Origin of the sequence: Algoriphagus boseongensis (assembly GCF_004362805.1) — a bacterium.
GTDB lineage: Bacteria > Bacteroidota > Bacteroidia > Cytophagales > Cyclobacteriaceae > Algoriphagus > Algoriphagus boseongensis.
This window is the reverse complement of the sequence record NZ_SNYF01000008.1, coordinates 129,827-146,991: the sequence shown is the minus strand read 5'-3', so window position 1 is coordinate 146,991 and position 17,165 is coordinate 129,827. Positions and strand designations below refer to the sequence as shown.

The 17,165-nt window shown below is 42.1% G+C and carries 14 protein-coding genes; 7 read left to right on the top strand and 7 right to left on the bottom strand.

The genetic code is table 11. The features are described 5' to 3' along the window. Nucleotides 1–7 precede the first annotated feature (7 nt). On the bottom strand, nucleotides 8–298 hold the full coding sequence (locus tag DFQ04_RS14500; RefSeq protein ID WP_133557117.1) for a hypothetical protein: 291 nt from the start codon (nucleotides 296–298) through the stop codon (nucleotides 8–10). Nucleotides 299–637: 339 nt separating this feature from the next. On the opposite strand from DFQ04_RS14500, the gene DFQ04_RS14495 reads away from it, so the two are divergent. From DFQ04_RS14495 to bglX, 3 genes are all read left to right on the top strand, one after another. Beyond that, nucleotides 638–1,429 carry a hypothetical protein gene (locus DFQ04_RS14495; RefSeq protein WP_133557115.1) on the top strand — a complete coding sequence of 264 codons (792 nt, stop codon included), beginning with the start codon at nucleotides 638–640 and terminating at the stop codon, nucleotides 1,427–1,429. A gap of 374 nt (nucleotides 1,430–1,803) precedes the next feature. After that, the gene (locus tag DFQ04_RS14490; protein WP_133557113.1) at nucleotides 1,804–2,772 is read left to right on the top strand and encodes a metallophosphoesterase family protein; all 969 of its coding nucleotides are present in this window, start codon (nucleotides 1,804–1,806) and stop codon (nucleotides 2,770–2,772) included. A 138-nt stretch (nucleotides 2,773–2,910) separates the two neighbouring features. Next, on the top strand, nucleotides 2,911–5,196 hold the full coding sequence (gene bglX, locus DFQ04_RS14485; protein WP_133557111.1) for a beta-glucosidase BglX: 2,286 nt from the start codon (nucleotides 2,911–2,913) through the stop codon (nucleotides 5,194–5,196). A 55-nt stretch (nucleotides 5,197–5,251) separates the two neighbouring features. On the opposite strand, the gene DFQ04_RS14480 is transcribed toward bglX, so the two are convergent. Continuing rightward, a complete protein-coding gene (locus DFQ04_RS14480) occupies nucleotides 5,252–6,619 on the bottom strand; it encodes a sulfatase family protein (protein WP_133557109.1) in 1,368 nt (455 codons plus the stop codon). Nucleotides 6,620–6,743: 124 nt separating this feature from the next. Here DFQ04_RS14480 and DFQ04_RS14475 point away from each other — a divergent pair, with 124 nt between their 5' ends. The 3 genes from DFQ04_RS14475 to DFQ04_RS14465 all read left to right on the top strand — a co-directional run bounded on the left by DFQ04_RS14475 (nucleotide 6,744) and on the right by DFQ04_RS14465 (nucleotide 10,153). Next, entirely contained in the window at nucleotides 6,744–7,193 is a 450-nt protein-coding gene (locus DFQ04_RS14475; protein WP_133557107.1) for a nuclear transport factor 2 family protein, read from the top strand. Between the two features lie 50 nt (nucleotides 7,194–7,243). Further along, the gene (locus tag DFQ04_RS14470; RefSeq protein ID WP_133557105.1) at nucleotides 7,244–8,326 is read left to right on the top strand and encodes a serine hydrolase domain-containing protein; all 1,083 of its coding nucleotides are present in this window, start codon (nucleotides 7,244–7,246) and stop codon (nucleotides 8,324–8,326) included. Between the two features lie 153 nt (nucleotides 8,327–8,479). Next, complete coding sequence (locus DFQ04_RS14465) at nucleotides 8,480–10,153, top strand: N-acyl-D-amino-acid deacylase family protein (protein ID WP_133557103.1); 1,674 nt, start codon at nucleotides 8,480–8,482, stop codon at nucleotides 10,151–10,153. A gap of 72 nt (nucleotides 10,154–10,225) precedes the next feature. On the opposite strand, the gene DFQ04_RS14460 is transcribed toward DFQ04_RS14465, so the two are convergent. From DFQ04_RS14460 to DFQ04_RS14450, 3 genes are all read right to left on the bottom strand, one after another. Continuing rightward, on the bottom strand, nucleotides 10,226–11,077 hold the full coding sequence (locus DFQ04_RS14460; protein ID WP_133557101.1) for a sugar phosphate isomerase/epimerase family protein: 852 nt from the start codon (nucleotides 11,075–11,077) through the stop codon (nucleotides 10,226–10,228). A 75-nt stretch (nucleotides 11,078–11,152) separates the two neighbouring features. Then, nucleotides 11,153–12,172 (bottom strand): ThuA domain-containing protein, encoded by a 1,020-nt coding sequence (locus tag DFQ04_RS14455; protein ID WP_133557099.1) that lies wholly within the window; start codon nucleotides 12,170–12,172, stop codon nucleotides 11,153–11,155. 41 nt (nucleotides 12,173–12,213) lie between these two features. Beyond that, nucleotides 12,214–13,098 (bottom strand): phytanoyl-CoA dioxygenase family protein, encoded by an 885-nt coding sequence (locus tag DFQ04_RS14450; protein WP_133557097.1) that lies wholly within the window; start codon nucleotides 13,096–13,098, stop codon nucleotides 12,214–12,216. A 195-nt stretch (nucleotides 13,099–13,293) separates the two neighbouring features. Between DFQ04_RS14450 and DFQ04_RS14445 the strand changes: the two genes are divergently transcribed. Continuing rightward, on the top strand, nucleotides 13,294–14,718 hold the full coding sequence (locus tag DFQ04_RS14445) for a Gfo/Idh/MocA family oxidoreductase (protein WP_133557095.1): 1,425 nt from the start codon (nucleotides 13,294–13,296) through the stop codon (nucleotides 14,716–14,718). A 150-nt stretch (nucleotides 14,719–14,868) separates the two neighbouring features. Here the strand turns inward: DFQ04_RS14445 and DFQ04_RS14440 are convergent, their stop codons facing one another. Next, nucleotides 14,869–16,101 (bottom strand): M48 family metallopeptidase, encoded by a 1,233-nt coding sequence (locus DFQ04_RS14440; protein WP_133557093.1) that lies wholly within the window; start codon nucleotides 16,099–16,101, stop codon nucleotides 14,869–14,871. 9 nt (nucleotides 16,102–16,110) lie between these two features. Further along, nucleotides 16,111–17,157: a PorP/SprF family type IX secretion system membrane protein gene (locus tag DFQ04_RS14435; protein WP_133557091.1), complete on the bottom strand. Its 1,047-nt coding sequence runs from the start codon at nucleotides 17,155–17,157 to the stop codon at nucleotides 16,111–16,113. Between the last annotated feature and the right edge of the window lie 8 nt (nucleotides 17,158–17,165).

The following is a 17,165-nucleotide window of genomic DNA, read 5'->3' as shown; positions in this document are numbered from 1 at the left end:
TCGCTTACTAGTCAAAACGTTCCTTTAGAATTTTTGAAACTTCATCCAAAGCCCTCTCCAAAGTAGAAATAATATGGGATACAATCCCCTCTAATTCCTCCATAGACATGCTCATGTACTCATATTCTAGCCGACTTATGGGAACACTGATTTCTCTCACACCAAAAAATTGCAATTGGGGGATCATTTTATGGGTAATCTGACGAATCTGTACCCTATTCTTTGTTTGAAGAGCTTCCTTGAGCAAGAGCAAACGCTCCGGGATCAACTCCTGAAACTGCAGAATATATTTTTTCATACGCTGAGGATCACCCCTCGAAATGGCTTCCACATTGGAAAGGTCGATATGTGAAGTAGGAAAATCCAAGGTGAAATAACTTCATCATTTGGGAAAAGATGAATGAACCATTGACGAATTGAGAAAATGGAATCCGAGGACTTAGAGCACACCTTTCTCGATTCTAATTAAAGTTAGGGAAATGGGAGAAATTTCAATGAACGATTAATCCAACGGCAAAACCAAGTCATTTTTCCACTAGATCAGCCAATTGATCAAGCCTTGATTCGCAGGATAAATTCTCTTTGTGAGCATGTTACGAACTTCATAAACTTTGCCATCAACCAAACAAAACTTTATATGAAACGAATTTTTAGTACCCAAAACCCTTTTGCCAACGGAAGGTCATTCCTTTTAGTCGCAATACTCCTTTTGCTGTCTTTCGGCTGTAGTATCGATCAGAACACAACCCTAGTTGATCCCGAATTAAACAAGGTGGAAAAATCACTTCATTCAGAAATGGCAAAGTTTCTCCAAAGTCCAGAATACAAAAAGGCATTAGAAACTATTTATTCTAATCCAAACTCGAAAATCAATGGACAGGGAAATGGGGCTATGGTGGTGACCTCGCCCTATGGACAGTATTATATCATTAATCAAGATCTAGATGGGGATAATTTAGTCGATTTGGGATATGATTTTGGAGTTCCTGCTGGGGAATTTGATATGAAATATCTTCCAAACGGAAGAATCCAGTTTTCCATTAATTCCAAAAAAGCAATAGCCAATGTAAAGAAGGTTGTAGGTTATGACGATTGGGGATGGATCCAATGGCCTATTTTTGAACCTCTCTATTCCAATATTTGCGAAGGTGGAAACGGAACTCTAATTGGAAAAGTCACCTCAACTTTAGTTCCTCTTGAGTTATGGCCTGGATTTATCATTTATTTATTAGAGCCAGAGACTGCTGATGTTTTAAATCTAAGAGCTACGGTTAAAGATTCTTACAAAGGAAGTATTGTGGATGAAGAAACTTGGGAAGAAACTCCAATCTGTGAAGAGGCAACAGTTTCAAAATCACTGTCAATCAAAATCACCACGATACTTCAAAACAAAAACCCAAGAATAAATGCCAATATCAAAATGGATTGAGTTACGAATAAGCCCAAAATTCAAGTTTAAATGTTCCAAAGACCCACTCGATCAACCGTTTGATCAATGAGGTAGGCATAGGATAAATAGCCATAGGACAGGAAGCTTGAACTTGGTATACTCGAATAACCAAACAGTCGAAAAGCTTTTTACAAGACCATCTTTTGCCAATCAAAATGGATAAAAAAAGGCTTAGCCGAAGTACACTTAACACTAGAAGTAAAGCTATTTTTTGTAAGGGTGATTACCAACTTTTCAATCTTCAAAAGGGGGCAGAATTCCAGATTCTGCTCTCTTTTGGTTTTTAGGACAGTCTATCCTTTTCCACAATAATTGGATATCTTGGAGTTCCTCAAATTCTAATTCAATCAGTCATGAAAAACCTCGCCTTGGTTGCCCTAATTTGCCTCCTGGGATTCGGCTGTTCCCAGCCAATTCCGGTTCAGCCAAAATTTGAACATGACATTACCGAAGGTCCAAAACCTTGGACTAGTGAAAATTTTGAATTGGAAGAGCAGGATTTCACCTTTGCCATTATTTCAGATTTGAATGGAGGAGAGCGAGAAGGGGTTTACAGTCAGGCGGTAGATCAACTCAATCGACTTGATCCAACATTTGTATTGAGCGTCGGAGATTTGATTGATGGGGGTACCGAGGATTCATTGCAGTTAAAAAAAGAATGGGACTTTTTTGACCAGCGTACTGCCAAACTTCAAATGCCATTTTTCTACCTAGGTGGAAACCATGATTTGACCAATCTGAAAATGCGGGATTTTTGGAAAAAGCGCTATGGTCCTCGCTATTATCATTTTGTCTACGAAAATGTCCTTTTCCTGATGATGGATTCGGAAGACTATGAGGACCAGCGAATGGAAGAAATCTACCAAGCCCGAGACAAAGCACTAAAAATCATCAGTGGGGAAATCGAAGGGATTTATGAAGAATCCGACTATTTCAAAATGCCAGAAAGAAGCCTTGGCGCAATGGGAACTGATCAATTTGAGTACTTCAAATCTGTCCTTGAAAAATACCCTAATGTCCGATGGACCTTTGTATTGATGCACAAACCAGTTTGGATGCGGGAGGATGAAAAAGGCCTTGGTAAACTAGAGGAAATTCTAGCCCAAAGACCTTATACCCTGATCAATGGACATGTTCATTCTTTTTCCCATAGGATTCGAAAGGGGCGGGATTATCTGATATTGGGAACTACCGGAGGAAGTCAAAATAAAAATGATTCCATGGCTTTTGACCATATTTCTCTTGTCAGAATGGCAAAAGAACCAGTCATCACTCACCTTAAAATGGAGGGTATTTTAGATGAAACAGGAAACACTCCTTGATTTAAGAGAAACCAATATTCGACCTGACTTTTATCAGTTCCTTAGCTAATAAATTCCAGAACTAATTAACCAAGCTGGAAGTACCTTAGGGCATCATATTTTCCATATTCTTCCTTTTGGAAAAAAACGTCCTGTCTTATGAAATACCTAGGTACTAGTATTCTCGCAAGCTTCATGTTCCTTGTAATTCTGGGATGCCAGGGACCAAAGTCCAGTTCAACTGAAGATTCCACTTTGGATGCCCGAGTTGATTCCTTAATGGCTCTGATGACTTTGGAAGAAAAAGTTGGCCAAATGAACCAATACAACGGTTTTTGGGAAGTAACTGGTCCCGCTCCGAAGGAAGGAGATGCAGCCAAAAAGTATGACCATCTTAGGAAAGGTCTAGTTGGTTCCATGCTTAATGTTACGGGTTCAGAAAATGTTCGAGCCGTCCAGCGGATTGCTGTAGAGGAAACCCGTTTGGGGATTCCCCTACTAATAGGATACGATGTGATTCATGGTTTTAAAACCTTAAGCCCTATTCCTTTGGCAGAGGCGGCAAGTTGGGATCTACTAGCCATTCGAAAATCTGCTGAAATGGCAGCCAAAGAATCCAGCGCCGCTGGCATAAACTGGACTTTTGCCCCGATGGTGGATATTTCCAGAGATGCACGATGGGGTCGAGTGATGGAGGGAGCAGGTGAAGACACTTATCTCGGAAGCCTTATCGCTTACGAGCGAGTGAAAGGATTTCAGGGGGACGATTTATCCCAGACTCATACGATTCTGGCCACAGCGAAACACTTTGCCGGGTATGGATTTTCGGAATCTGGAAGGGATTACAATACGGTGGATGTAGGTACTTCCACCCTTTACAATGATATTTTTCCACCTTTCCAGGCGGCTATAGATGCTGACGTGAAAACTTTCATGAATTCCTTCAATATCCTGAATGGTATTCCAGCAACAGGAAACTCCTTTTTGCAGCGAGAAATTTTAAAAGGAAAGTGGGGATTTGAAGGTTTTGTCGTCTCTGATTGGGGTTCAATTGGTGAAATGATGGTTCATGGCTTTGCAAAAGATGGCAAACATGCCGCAGAACTTGCAGTTAATGCAGGCTCAGACATGGACATGGAGTCCGTTTTGTATGTCGAACATTTAGTATCTCTTGTTAAGGAAGGCAAAGTCAAGGAAAGCGATATTGATGATGCAGTCAGAAGAATTTTAAAATTGAAGTTTGAATTAGGCCTTTTTGAAGACCCCTACAATTACTGCAATCCTGAGCGGGAAAAGGAAATCACAGGAAGAAAGGAAATCAGGGATGCGGTTTTGGACATGGCCCAAAAGTCAATCGTCTTGCTGAAGAATGAGGGCAGCATTTTGCCTTTGAAAAAAAGTGGAACCAAAATCGCCTTGATCGGACAGCTTGCAGCGGACAAGGATAGCCCCTTGGGAAGTTGGAGAGGGATGGTCGAAGCTAATTCTGCAGTTTCGGTTTTGGAAGGACTTACTGCAAACGGAGAAAATCAAATCCTTTTCGAAAGAGGGCCCTTAGTTTTTGAGGGCACTCAGAATTTTGCTTCTGAAGTGAAAGTTAATCAGCAGGACAGATCAGGAATTCAGGAAGCAATTCGGGCAGCAAGACAGGCTGAAGTAGTGATCATGGTTCTTGGCGAAAATGGATTTCAGTCAGGTGAAGGAAGAAGTCGAACAGATTTAGGACTTCCCGGACTTCAGCAGGAGCTTCTGGAGGAAATCTTCAAAGTCAATCCAAATATAGTCCTAGTACTGATGAACGGACGTCCTTTAGTCATCGACTGGGCTGCTAAAAACATTCCTGCGATTGTGGAAGCTTGGCAATTGGGTAGCGAAAGCGGAAATGCCATAGCCAAGGTATTGTATGGTGACTATAATCCAAGCGGTAAGTTACCTATGACCTTCCCAAGAAATGTAGGACAAGTGCCGATTTACTACAACCAAAAAAGTACTGGTCGTCCTGATATTCCAGGACAGGATATGGTTTTTTGGTCACATTACATTGATTCCCCAAACAGGCCACTTTATCCCTTTGGATATGGTTTGAGTTATACCACCTTTGAATACAGCGACCTTAAGCTTTCAGCACCTCAAATGAGCAATGCAGGAAATGTGGAACTGAGCGTGACTTTAAAAAATACCGGAGGAGTTAAAGGAAAAGAAACTGTGCAGCTTTATATCCGAGATCTGGTAGCTTCCACTAGTCGTCCGATTAGAGAATTAAAAGGATTTCAACAAGTAGAACTAGCCCCGGGGGAATCTAAAATGCTGAAGTTTACTATAGATGAGAAAAGCCTTGGCTTTTACACTCCGACTGGAGAATGGGTAGTTGAACCAGGGGATTTCAAACTCTTTGTAGGAGGTGATTCCTCTTGTGAGATGAATGTAGATTTGACGGTAGAATAGATTTACATGAAAGAAATGGTGCTCAGGGATAAAATTTAATCTCCGAGCACCATTTTTATTTCATTTTATCCTCAGTGTATTGAGAGATTTTTTTCTCCATTTTACTTTTTAAATCCTTCAAAACAGACTGATAAGAAGGGTTAGAAGCTAGATTGTTTATTTCCAAAGGATCAACGCTTAGGTCATAAAGCTCCTCATGCTGGGGATCATTGATGTACCGAAAATACTTCCAACGCTCGGTTCTTATCGCCTCACTTGGAGGAATAATAGGAGTTTTCCAAAGGTGTTCTGTCAAAAACTCTTTTCGCTTTCCTAATTGTTTTGAGCGCAAGCTTAGACCCTGCCATGCCTCAGGAGATTTTACTCCTGCAAAATCCAAAATAGTAGCAGGAACGTCGATGTTCAAGGCAAAATCCTTCACTCGCTTTCCTCCTTTTTCCCTTGGATCAAAAACTATCAGGGGAACTCTCAAAGAATTGTCATACATCAACCATTTACCAGCTAACTGACGCTCCCCAAGGAAGTACCCGTTATCGCCCATAAGGATGATTACCGTGTTATCTGCAAGCCCTTTGGACTCCAGCGCTTTTCTTATTTTCCCAATTTCCGCGTCTACCTCTGAAATCATCCGATAATATCCCTTGACGCTGTGCTGGTATTTTTCAGGAGTATCAAATCTCCAATACCACCTTCTTCGATTCTCCTCTTCCCGAACATAGCTAGGCTGAGCCAAAAAGTATGACTCTTCTCCGAGTTTAGGATCTGGAATGGTAATGTCCTGATAAAGTACATCATATTCCGGTGACCAGAAATATTGGAGTTCGGCGGGATCATGAGCATGAGGCGCACTAAAACTCAAGGAAAGCATGAAGGGCTGATCACTTGGAGCGGCTTTAATGAAATCAATAGCCTGCTGGCTGGTATACCTACTCAGATGGACAGTGTCTTTTCCAATGGTTTTGAAAAAATAGCCCCTTCTATCCTTGAATTGCCCATTTCTATCGTAGTCTTCACCTTCATTAAAAAGTCCAGAAAACCCGGCATAATTCACCCCGAATTTGCCAAAGAAGCCGGTATGATAACCAGCCTCCCGCAGTTTGACAGGATAGGATTGACTAATGTAGGGGTCCTGAATATCTCCCTGACCAAAGGTATAGCCATGGGTGCGCTCATAGAGTCCAGTCAAAATACTGGCACGACTGGCAGCGCAAATGGGAGTGGTAACAAAGGCATTTTCGAAATAGGTGCCTTCAGAAGCCAGTCTATCCATTTCTGGAGTCTTTATAATTGGATTTCCGGCAAAGCCTAAAGCATCCCATCTCTGATCATCGGTGAGGATGAAAATGATATTAGGCCGGGAATTCTGGCCATATCCTTTCACAAGTACCAAAAAGAGAATTGCTAAAACGAATAATTTTCTCATAAACCAATTTTAACCTAATTCTCCACTTTTCCCAACCTGCTTTATCCTGTACCAATCGGAATTTTCTTTTCTGGAAATCAAGGAAAAAACTGCTACTTTTCATTTAGCCTAAATTCTATTATCCATGAAAATCCTCTTCCTATCCTTTTTATTGGCCATTTCCTTGACCACCTTAAGTTTCGCCCAGAATTCTGAAAAAGAGAATCTGATAAAACTGGATTTGGGATGGGAAAAAGCTCTCTTGGATTCTGATGTGGAATTTCTGGAAAATCTATTGTCAGATGACTTCATTTGGGTCCATAATCATGCGGGTTTAATCGATGGGAAACCTCAGGTAGTAGCCAGCGCTAAACGCATCCAATCAGGTCAAGCCATTACTACCAAAAGCAGAACTTCCCGAGATCATCAAGTGGTGATTTTGGAAAATACTGCGATAGTTACGGGTTATACTTTGGTGGATAGAGCACCCAGCCCAACCCTTTATAATTTCATGAGAACTTATGTGAAAACTAATTCTGGCTACCGTCTCCTAGGCAATCATACCATGGCAATTCCCGAAGAAGAGATTAAATGACTGGCTTTTGAATCTTCAAAAAGCGATTGACCAAAACTGATTCTGCTCCAATGAAAACCATATTCTCTTTTCTCTGCATTTCCTTTTTCAATTTTTTCTTAGAAAAGGTTGAGGCCCAAGACTTCCAAAGCATTCTCAATTCTGAGATCAACGAATCTAATCCGGGAATTTTATTTGCTATCCAATCTGGAGATGGATCCTTCTCTTGGTCGGGAGCATCCGGTTTGAATAATTTGGAAATTGGAGACTCTCTGAAGTCCAATCAGACTTTTCGAATCGCCAGCGTCACCAAAACCTATGTTGCGGCAAGCATTCTCAGATTAAAGGAAATAGGGATTTTGAACCTAGATGATCCGATCTCCAAGCATCTTTCCCCAATGCATGCTGAAATTCTTTCTCAGGATTATGACCTTGATCAAATTACGATCAGGCAAATTTTGAGGCATTCTGCAGGGATATTTGACCATACCAATGCTCCCGAATTCTTTGAGATAGTGCTTCAAACCCCCGACCATGAATGGACCCGAACGGAACAGCTACGCATGTGTGTAGAAAAGGGCGAACCCATTGGCCCACCGGGAAAGCAGTTTAGTTATTCGGATACAGGATATGTGATTTTAGGCGAATTGATAGAGAAGTATACTGGTAAAAGTCTGGATGGGGGAATCAAAGAATTGCTAAGATTGGAGAATCTTGGGTTGGAAAGAACTGATTTCGAGCGGATCGATCCTCTAACTGACCAACTCAGAATCCATCAATATTTCCAGGGACGGGACACCTACACCTTCAGCCCTACCATGGATTATTTTGGAGGAGGTGGGATTGTCTCGAATACTCAGGAATTGGTGGATTTCTTTCAGGCACTTTTTCAGGGAAAAATCTTCGAACAATCAGAAACTTTGGGGCAAATGCTAGAACCTGTCAGCTATACCGAAAAAGCCAGAATGGATTATCAAATGGGAATGTATAGAGTCAAAGTCAATGGAATGGATGCCTATTGCCATTCCGGCTTTTGGGGCACCCAGGTGATTTTTATTCCTGAACTCGATCTATACATGGCAGCCAATTATTCCGGAGGCTGGAGAGGAAGCTTAGCTCCGATTTTCGGGAAGATATTGGAGGAGAAAAAGTAAAACTAAAACCTAACCAACTTGAAGATTTAAGGATTCGATTCAACAATTGTTTTACCCTGAAATCTGAATAGTTTTTTGACATGGATAATCCATAAAGCTCTAACTATGAATTAGTTTTCTTATCTTTTGATTAAACCACTTTCCTACTTTTCTATGAAATCATTTGCCTACCTTATTTCTTGTCTAATCTTAATCTTCTCCTGTTCATCCCCCCAAAAATTCGATATACTGATCAAAAATGGACAGATCATGGATGGTTCAGGAAATCCCTCTTTCATAGGTGATGTCGGAATCAATGCTGATACCATTGCTGCTATCGGAAATTTGGAAAATGCAGTCGGCGAACTGGAAATCGATGCCACTGGATTGGTGGTGGCTCCGGGCTTCATCAATATGCTCAGCTGGGCTGTGGAATCCCTGATCGAAGATGGAAAATCCCAAAGCGATATCCGCCAAGGGGTAACTTTGGAAGTATTTGGAGAAGGAAATTCCATGGGGCCTCTTTCAGAAACCATGAAAGCCGACGAGCTTAAATCCCAAGGGGATATTAAATACCCGATTTCCTGGACCACTTTAAATGAATATTTAGAATTTCTAACCCAAAAAGGGGTATCAACCAATGTCGCTTCCTTTATCGGCGCTACGACGGTTCGCATCCATGAACTGGGCTATGAGGATAGAGCTCCTACTCCAGAAGAATTGGAAAGGATGAAAGCTTTGGTTCGCCAAGCTATGGAAGAAGGAGCATTGGGCGTAGGCTCCTCCTTAATTTATGCTCCTGCTTTTTATGCTAGTACTGAGGAATTGATTGAGCTCTGCAAAGTGGCCGCTGAGTACGATGGAATGTACATCTCCCACATGAGAAGTGAAGGGGTGCGCCTATTAGAAAGTTTGGACGAACTCATCCGGATCGCTTCTGAAGCCAAGATCCGAGCTGAAGTCTATCACCTCAAAATGAGCGGAAGGGACAATTGGAGCAAATATGATCAAGTGGTTGCCAAAATCGATTCTGCAAGAGCAGCTGGACTGGAAATCACTACAGACATGTACAATTACGTCGCAGGAGCTACAGGTCTGGATGCTTCTATGCCCCCTTGGGTGCAAGAAGGAGGCTACGACAAATGGGCAGAAAGACTTCAGGATCCTGCGATTCGAAAAAAGGTTTTAGAAGAAATGAGATCCCCTACCACAGAATGGGAAAGCCTGATGCAAGCCGTTGAAGGGCCTGAGAAGATTATTTTAGTCGGGTTCAAAAATGACAGTTTAAAATACTTGACAGGAAAAACCTTGGCAGAAGTAGCTGCCATGCGGAAGACCTCTCCTGAAGAAACAGCCATGGATTTAGTTGTGCAGGATGGGAGCCGGGTTGGGACAGTTTATTTTCTGATGTCTGAGGAAAATGTGAAAAAGCAAATTGCATTGCCTTATATGAGTTTTGGTTCGGATGGGGGTTCCTTAGCAAATGAGGGAGTATTTTTGAAGTCAAGCACACACCCCCGGGCTTTCGGAAACTTTTCTAGGCTATTAGGAAAATACGTTCGGGATGAGCAGGTCATTCCAATGGAAGAAGCCATATACAAACTCACTACTTTGCCTGCAAACAATCTGAAAATCAAGAAAAGGGGAGCTTTGAAAGAAGGGTATTTTGGGGACTTGGCGATTTTTGATCCTAACAAAATTCAGGACCATGCCACCTTCGAAAACCCCATGCAATACGCAACTGGAATGGTTCATGTCTTTGTCAATGGAACCCAAGTACTCAAAGACGGAGAACATACCGGAGCTCTACCAGGAAGAGTGGTAAAAGGTCCGGGAGCAAAAGAATAATTCTTACTAAAAGAACATCCCCGATAATCTGATGATTGACGGGGATGTTCTTTTTGAGATTAAAACCAGAGCTTACAGCCCATACTTTTCACCCATACTTTTGATCAGTTTATACCCATTCTCCGCCATATCCCATGGCTCTGAGAAGTTTCTCCACACTCCAATTGCATTTGCGAAAGCGGGGTCGTTTCGTGTAAATCCTTCAATAGTCAACCAACCGGAATACCCTACTTTCTTGAGGGTTGAAAAAGTTTCATCCCAAGGCACATGCCCCGAACCAGGAGTACCACGGTCATTTTCTGAAATATGGAAATGACCCAATCTTGGAGCGATTAACTCGATAGCTTTTCCCAACTTCTTCTCTTCCATATTGGCATGGTGAGTATCGAACATTGCTTGGACATTGGGATGATTGACCTTGGCAAGCAAGTAATCCAATTGCTCCATGGTATTGGCGAGATAGCATTCAAACCGGTTCAAAGCCTCGGGAGTCATTAGAATTCCAAGCTTTTGGGCATGATCAGCAACAGCATTTAAAACTCCGGCTGACCAAATATATTCCTCTTCGATTGGAGCTCTACTTGCGAAGGTGGCAAATGCAGAATGATAGGGACCACAAAGCACCTGGGAATTAAGATCCGCAGCTCGGTCAAGTATCCATTTGAGTTTTTCAACTGATTTTTCTCGAATCTTAGGATCAGAAGAAATTGGATTTTCATCCGCTCCCATTACTGTCACCGTAGTGACTTCCAAGCCAATATTTTGACAATGATTACCTACCAGTTTGCATGCCTTTTCATCTGTACCTCCGATAAAAAATTCAGCCCCATCATAGCCTATTTCCTTTAGTCTATCCAAAATTGGCAATAAAGCTTCCGAAATCTCTGCTGACCAGGCCAGCACATTAAATCCTATTTTGTTCATAGTGTTTAGTTTATGGTCCATTGTCCATAGACCATAGATTTTGGACTCCATGGACTATGAGCTATTGACTATGGTCTACTTAAAATCAGAAACCCTCATCCCTTTTCGGAAAGTATCAAATCCAAACATGGTTGGTTCAAAACTTCCTACATAATCCACATTCATGTCTGGCGTTATGGCCTCAGGCATCCCCAAAAGCCAAAAAGAAGCATTGATTACCAATCTTCTCAAATCCGCACTTTGAAAATCCAAAGATGCACCCATCGTGGAAGCGAATGCCATTCCGGGAGAGCCTCCCTCGATCTGATAGGGCTTGGTCCAAGCAATCGGCATCACCGATTTTTCATACATCATCGGCGAATCGGCCGTCATTCCTGCTGTACTTTGTCCGAATAGAAGAACATTGGCCTCAGCAGGCAAATGCTTGATTCCGTACACATCGGAAGGACCCCAAATATCCTTAACCCCTCTCAGGATTGGATGTCCATTCAATTGATCTACCCCATCCGGAAGTGCACGTGTTCCTTCTTTTCCATGGTTCCCGTGATGGTTCACCCAGGTCTCTCCAAAAATCCGCTGTCCAAAACCTCTCTCCCATCCTTCGGCCTTACTCATCCAATGCCATTTAGCAAAAGGGGATTCTAGATTTTTTTGATAGGAAAAGGCATGAGTAGATGTTCTAAGACCGATAATCGGTTTACCTACTTTGAGAAAATTCTCGATGTGCTTGGATTGCTCATCGGGTAATTCCCGAAATCTGATCAACATGATCATCAGATCGGCCGTTTCCAAATGCTCAAGCCCGGGGATATTGTTTTGATAATTTGGGACGATATCTCCGGTTTCTGGATGGATGGGAAAAAGAACAGTCGTTTTGAAGCCATATCGCTCAGAAAGAATTTTTCCCAACATCGGCATGGATTCTTCGGAACGGTATTCATCATCTCCAGCCACCAAAACAATATGTTTCCCTTTTCCTGGGCCCGATCCGCCCTCAAATTGAAGAAAAGTAACTCCATTTTGAGCACAAGCTTGTGAAGCAAAACCCAAGAGAAAAATAAATAGAATTAAAGATTTGAATTGGTTTTGGCTCATTTTCAGAAGGTTTTTTTGGGGGTAGAAATAATTTAGAAACTTCAATTTTCAAGTTCTTTAGGATCAAAAATCAGAGGGAAAAACTTACCTCCCATTTTGTGACCTTTAGGAATTATTGGAACTCCCTCCAGAAGAGGTTCATTGGTATCCGAAACAGTCCCATCGGCAAAAACATTGAGCACAAAGGCTTTTCGGGATCGAGGGGAAAAGTTGGCAAAGCTACCATGCACCAAAAGCGGATGGTGAAAAGCAGCATGACCTGCTTTGAGTGGAATAGCCACCGGCTTGAAATTCGCTTTTTGCTCTTCCGTCATCATTGCCATCAGCCCATCCATCTCTCCGGCAAGGGCTGGTTTTTCCAAAAGACCCCAGCGATGGGAACCCGGCACATATTGCAGGCATCCGTTTTCCTCAGTAGCATCATCCAGCCCACACCAGCATGTCAAATGCTGCATTTCTATGGTTCGAGTCCAATAGGAATAATCCTGATGCCAGGCCACATTTCCCCCATGGTGGGCTGGCTTGCAAAAGAGCTGATCATGCCAAAATCTTACTGGACGATCTCCAAGCAACTGTGAGGCTACTATTCGAAAGGCAGGATTCCAGATCACATCATGGAAAGCTTCAGCAATTCTCCAATGACCCAATGAATGAAAAAGGACCTTATTCGGATCCCCTGATTCATTGCTATGAAACTCATGGAATAAATGATGCAATGGGTGTTTGGGATCCATGACCTCATCCAGAGCAGTTTTTAGAGACTCAATTTGATTTTCGTCCAAAAGCTTGATATCCGCCAAGTATCCGTTTTCATGAAAAAACTCAACCTGTTCTTTACTGATGCGGTATTGATCCCAATCGGTAGCTTTTAAAGGTTGGGGAAATAATTCGGTAATGGGGTGATGATAGTCTGCCAGATCTTTCATGAGGCTTGGGTTTATTGAGCGGTAAAAAGATAAGAAATTTTGGACTTGGTGCTATCATGGTTCATCAAAATGGGTTTCGGTATCGATTCCGTTATTAAACTGTTTCACCTTTAAAAAAATGAGGATATCTAAGTAGATTAGAAATGTAAAATTGCCCTAATCATTAACGAGTTAACCCATTCCACTAACCTCTTTATGAAAACAAATAGAAGAAACTTTTTAAAAACCGGAGCCACAGCAGCTCTGGGGCTTTCAGGAATTTCGGTGATTTCACCTTCAGTATTGGGGAAATCAATGGGCTATGTTGCCCCATCCGACAAAGTAAATTTGGCTTGTGTAGGAATCGGAAATAGAGGAAATGAAATCATCAAGGCCCTAGATAAAACTGGACTTTGCAATATCGTAGCCCTTTGCGATGTAGACATGGGAGCCAAGCAGACGCTTGAAGTGATGAATATGTTCCCTAACGCGAAAAAATATCAGGACTTCCGAAAAATGTTTGATGAAATCGGAGGTGAGTTTGAAGCTGTGAGCATCGCAACCCCGGACTTTTCACACTTTCCGGTGACTATGATGGCTTTGGCAGAAGGAAAGCATGTCTATGTAGAAAAACCCATGGCTCGAACTTTTCAGGAAGTAGACCTGATGATGGCTGCCGCAAAAAAGAATCCCAAGCTAGTCACCCAAATGGGTAATCAGGGACATTCGGAAGGCAACTATTTTCAATTTAAGGCCTGGAAAGAAGCAGGAATTATCAAAGATGTCACTGCGATCACTGCCCATATGAATAGCCGAAGAAGATGGCACGGATGGGATCCCAATATTTCAAGTTTCCCGGCGGCCGAACCTATCCCCTCCACCTTGGATTGGGACGTATGGACAAGTCAGGCAAGACCTCATGCATTTAATAAAGATTACCACAACGGGCAGTGGAGATGCTGGTATGACTTTGGAATGGGTGCCCTAGGAGACTGGGGAGCTCATATCATCGATACTGCCCATGAATTTTTGGATTTGGGATTGCCTTACGAAATCAACCCCACCAAGCTAAGTGGACATAACATGTTCTTCTATCCGATGTCGACCACTTTGGAGTTCAAATTCCCGGCAAGGGAAGCAATGCCTCCTTTGACAATCACTTGGTATGATGGATTGGATAATATTCCTGCTGTACCCGATGGATACGGTGTGTCTGAATTAGACCCGAATATTCCACCGCCAAGCAACGGACAAATCCAGCCTGCCAAACTCAATCCCGGTAAGATTATCTACAGTAAAGAGTTAACCTTTAAGGGTGGCTCACATGGAAGTACGCTTTCTATCATTCCGACGGAAAAGGCCAAAGAATGGGAATCTAAACTTCCGGAAGTACCTGAAAGTACTTCCAATCACTTTGCAAATTTCCTTAAAGCTTGTAAAGGCGAGGAGAAAACAAGATCTCCTTTCGAAATCGCAGGACCATTAAGTCAGGTATTCTGCTTGGGAGTAATGGCCCAACAGATGGGTGTAAAATTGGAATTCGACAGAGAGACCCGTCAGATTACCAATAACCCGCTTGCGAATCAGGTTTTAGCAGGAATGCCTCCGAGAAAAGGCTGGGAAGAGTTTTATAGGGTTTAGCCTTTAGAAAATAGATTTAAGACACTAGACATAAGAAATCAAAAACCGCTGGAGTGCCTAGCGGTTTTTTAATTTTAATACTTCTAAAACTCAAACCTTGATTTTTAGGATCAAAAATGGACTGAATAAGATTTCTAATTTTCTAGTCTTTCAATTCTCTAATCTCTCCAACCGCTCCAAAAGAGGCGGATGAGAATAATTGACGAAGACAAACCAAGGATGAGGATTGATATTGCTTAGGCTTTTTACGGAAAGGGTTTTCAAAGCCTCTGCCAAAGGAGCTCCGCTGTACGTTTCTTTTGCAAAAGCATCTGCCTCAAATTCATTCTTTCTACTCAGCCAATTCATTCCAATTCCCAAAATCATCGAAATCGGGGTGAAAAGCATGGTAAAGCCAATAATGTTCAACTCGGCAGACCAGGCTTGACCTCCAAGAGCAAGACTCATGGTTTCAGAGAAAATAAATTGAGCCAAAAGAAACAACATCAGTCCTATCTGAAGAATAGATGTAATCATCCCCAATAGGATATGCTTCTTTTTATAATGTCCAATTTCATGCGCCAAAACGGCCACAATTTCCTCCGGTGGGTGCTGTTCTAAAAGTGTATCGTAGAGCACCACTTTTTTTCTCCTCCCAAAGCCAGAAAAAAACGCATTTGCTTTTGCCGAACGCTTACTACCGTCAATAATGAAAATATTATCCAAAGGAAAATCCACGGACTTGGCATAGCTCACGATTTTATTTTTCAATTCGCCTTCCTCCAATGGAGTCAACTTATTGAACAAAGGCAAAATCCAAGCGGTGTAAAACAGGTTGACTACAACCATAAACACGGTAGCAATGACCCAAAACTGCCACCAAAAGTCTTTTCCCATTTGGTGAATCAGCCAAAGAAAAACCATTAACAAACCACCGCCAACAAGGATTGAGAGTACGTACCCCTTGATCTTATCCTTAAAAAATGTACTTATCGTAGTTTTGTTGAATCCGTATTTTTCCTCGATCACAAAAGTCGAATAGTAATCGAACGGCAAACTCAAGATATCCGAACCGATAAAAATCAATCCAAAGAAGGCAAGGGACTTGATTAAAGGATTCCACCCATAGCCTGCCAGCCAAGTATCAATCCAACCAAACCAGCCCTGATAAATAAAGAAAAGAGTCAACAGAAATGAAAATGTTCCAGTCACCAAACCAAACCGGAAATTATCCTTTTGATAGGCTTTGGATTCCTCTAATTTTTCTTGGCTGAGATATTCAGCAAGTGTGTCGGGAATTCTAGGAACAGGATTTTTGATGTTAAGATATTTGAGCGTTTTTCTGATCAAAAACCCAAATACCAAAACACCCACCAACAGGTAGTTCAAACTTTCTGCACCCATAAAAATTGATTAGAATTTTGGACAAGGAAGGATGGTATCCCGTCTAGAAGGCTTTCCTTGATAGCTATTAGGCAAGGTCCAGGAAAGGCTCAATTCATGCGCCCCGCCAGACTGGATTCCCAATTGGGACACAGTGTAGTCAAAACTGTATCCGATATTAAGCCCTGAGAGTAGATTCACCCCAACCATCATAACAACTGCGTCACGGTTACTTTGGTTTTCAACTGGCTTGTATGGTAATCCTCGGTACCAAAGACCGAAAACAATTGGTTCCAAATACAAATAGGCACCTAAGTCAAGTTGCTCAAAAGGCCCTTGCATTTTGTAATTGACTGTAGGAGTCAATGATCTTTGTTTTCTCATGTGGGTAAAATCACCTCTCATAGATCCCTCTCCCAAATCAATTCTGTATCCTGCATGGAAGGACAACTTCATCGGAAGCGGGCTAATTCCATCAATAAAAGATTGATTGGGTTCATTCACATGATGAGCAGAAACACCAGCCCACATATTTTCTGTAAAAAATAATCCACCCACGGAAAGTGAAAGTAATCCAACAGGATCACCTAAACCTGGAATATCTGAACCGGGTAGGGTTGGGCCAAAGGGATCACTGGGGTTGATTTGGTTGGCAAAAACCAAGTTTTCATAAAAGCCAATTTCTCTTCGAATATAACTGGCCTGGAATCCCGGTCTGAAGTAGGAGTTTTCACCCAATTTCAACTCATAAGAATACATCGCAGAAATGGAAGTCGATCTTAATTTTGCTGCCCCTTCAGTATCCTGCATAACATGAAAGCCTATTCCGCTGTTGTAGTCAGGAAGGTAAGTATCGTAATAGGCCGAGAAAGTGGTGAATTGAGCATCAATGGAAGGCCACTGGTTTCGGTAGTTGAAACCAACCCTACCGGTAAGTTCTCCCCCTGCCATGGCTGGGTTTAGATAGAGAGGGGCTGCATAATACTGGCTATATTGCGGATCTTGGGCAAAAGCTCTAAATGAAAGAGCTGCCGTAAGTGTTGCAAAAAAAACCAAGTGAAGCAGAGACCGTAACAAGGAATTGT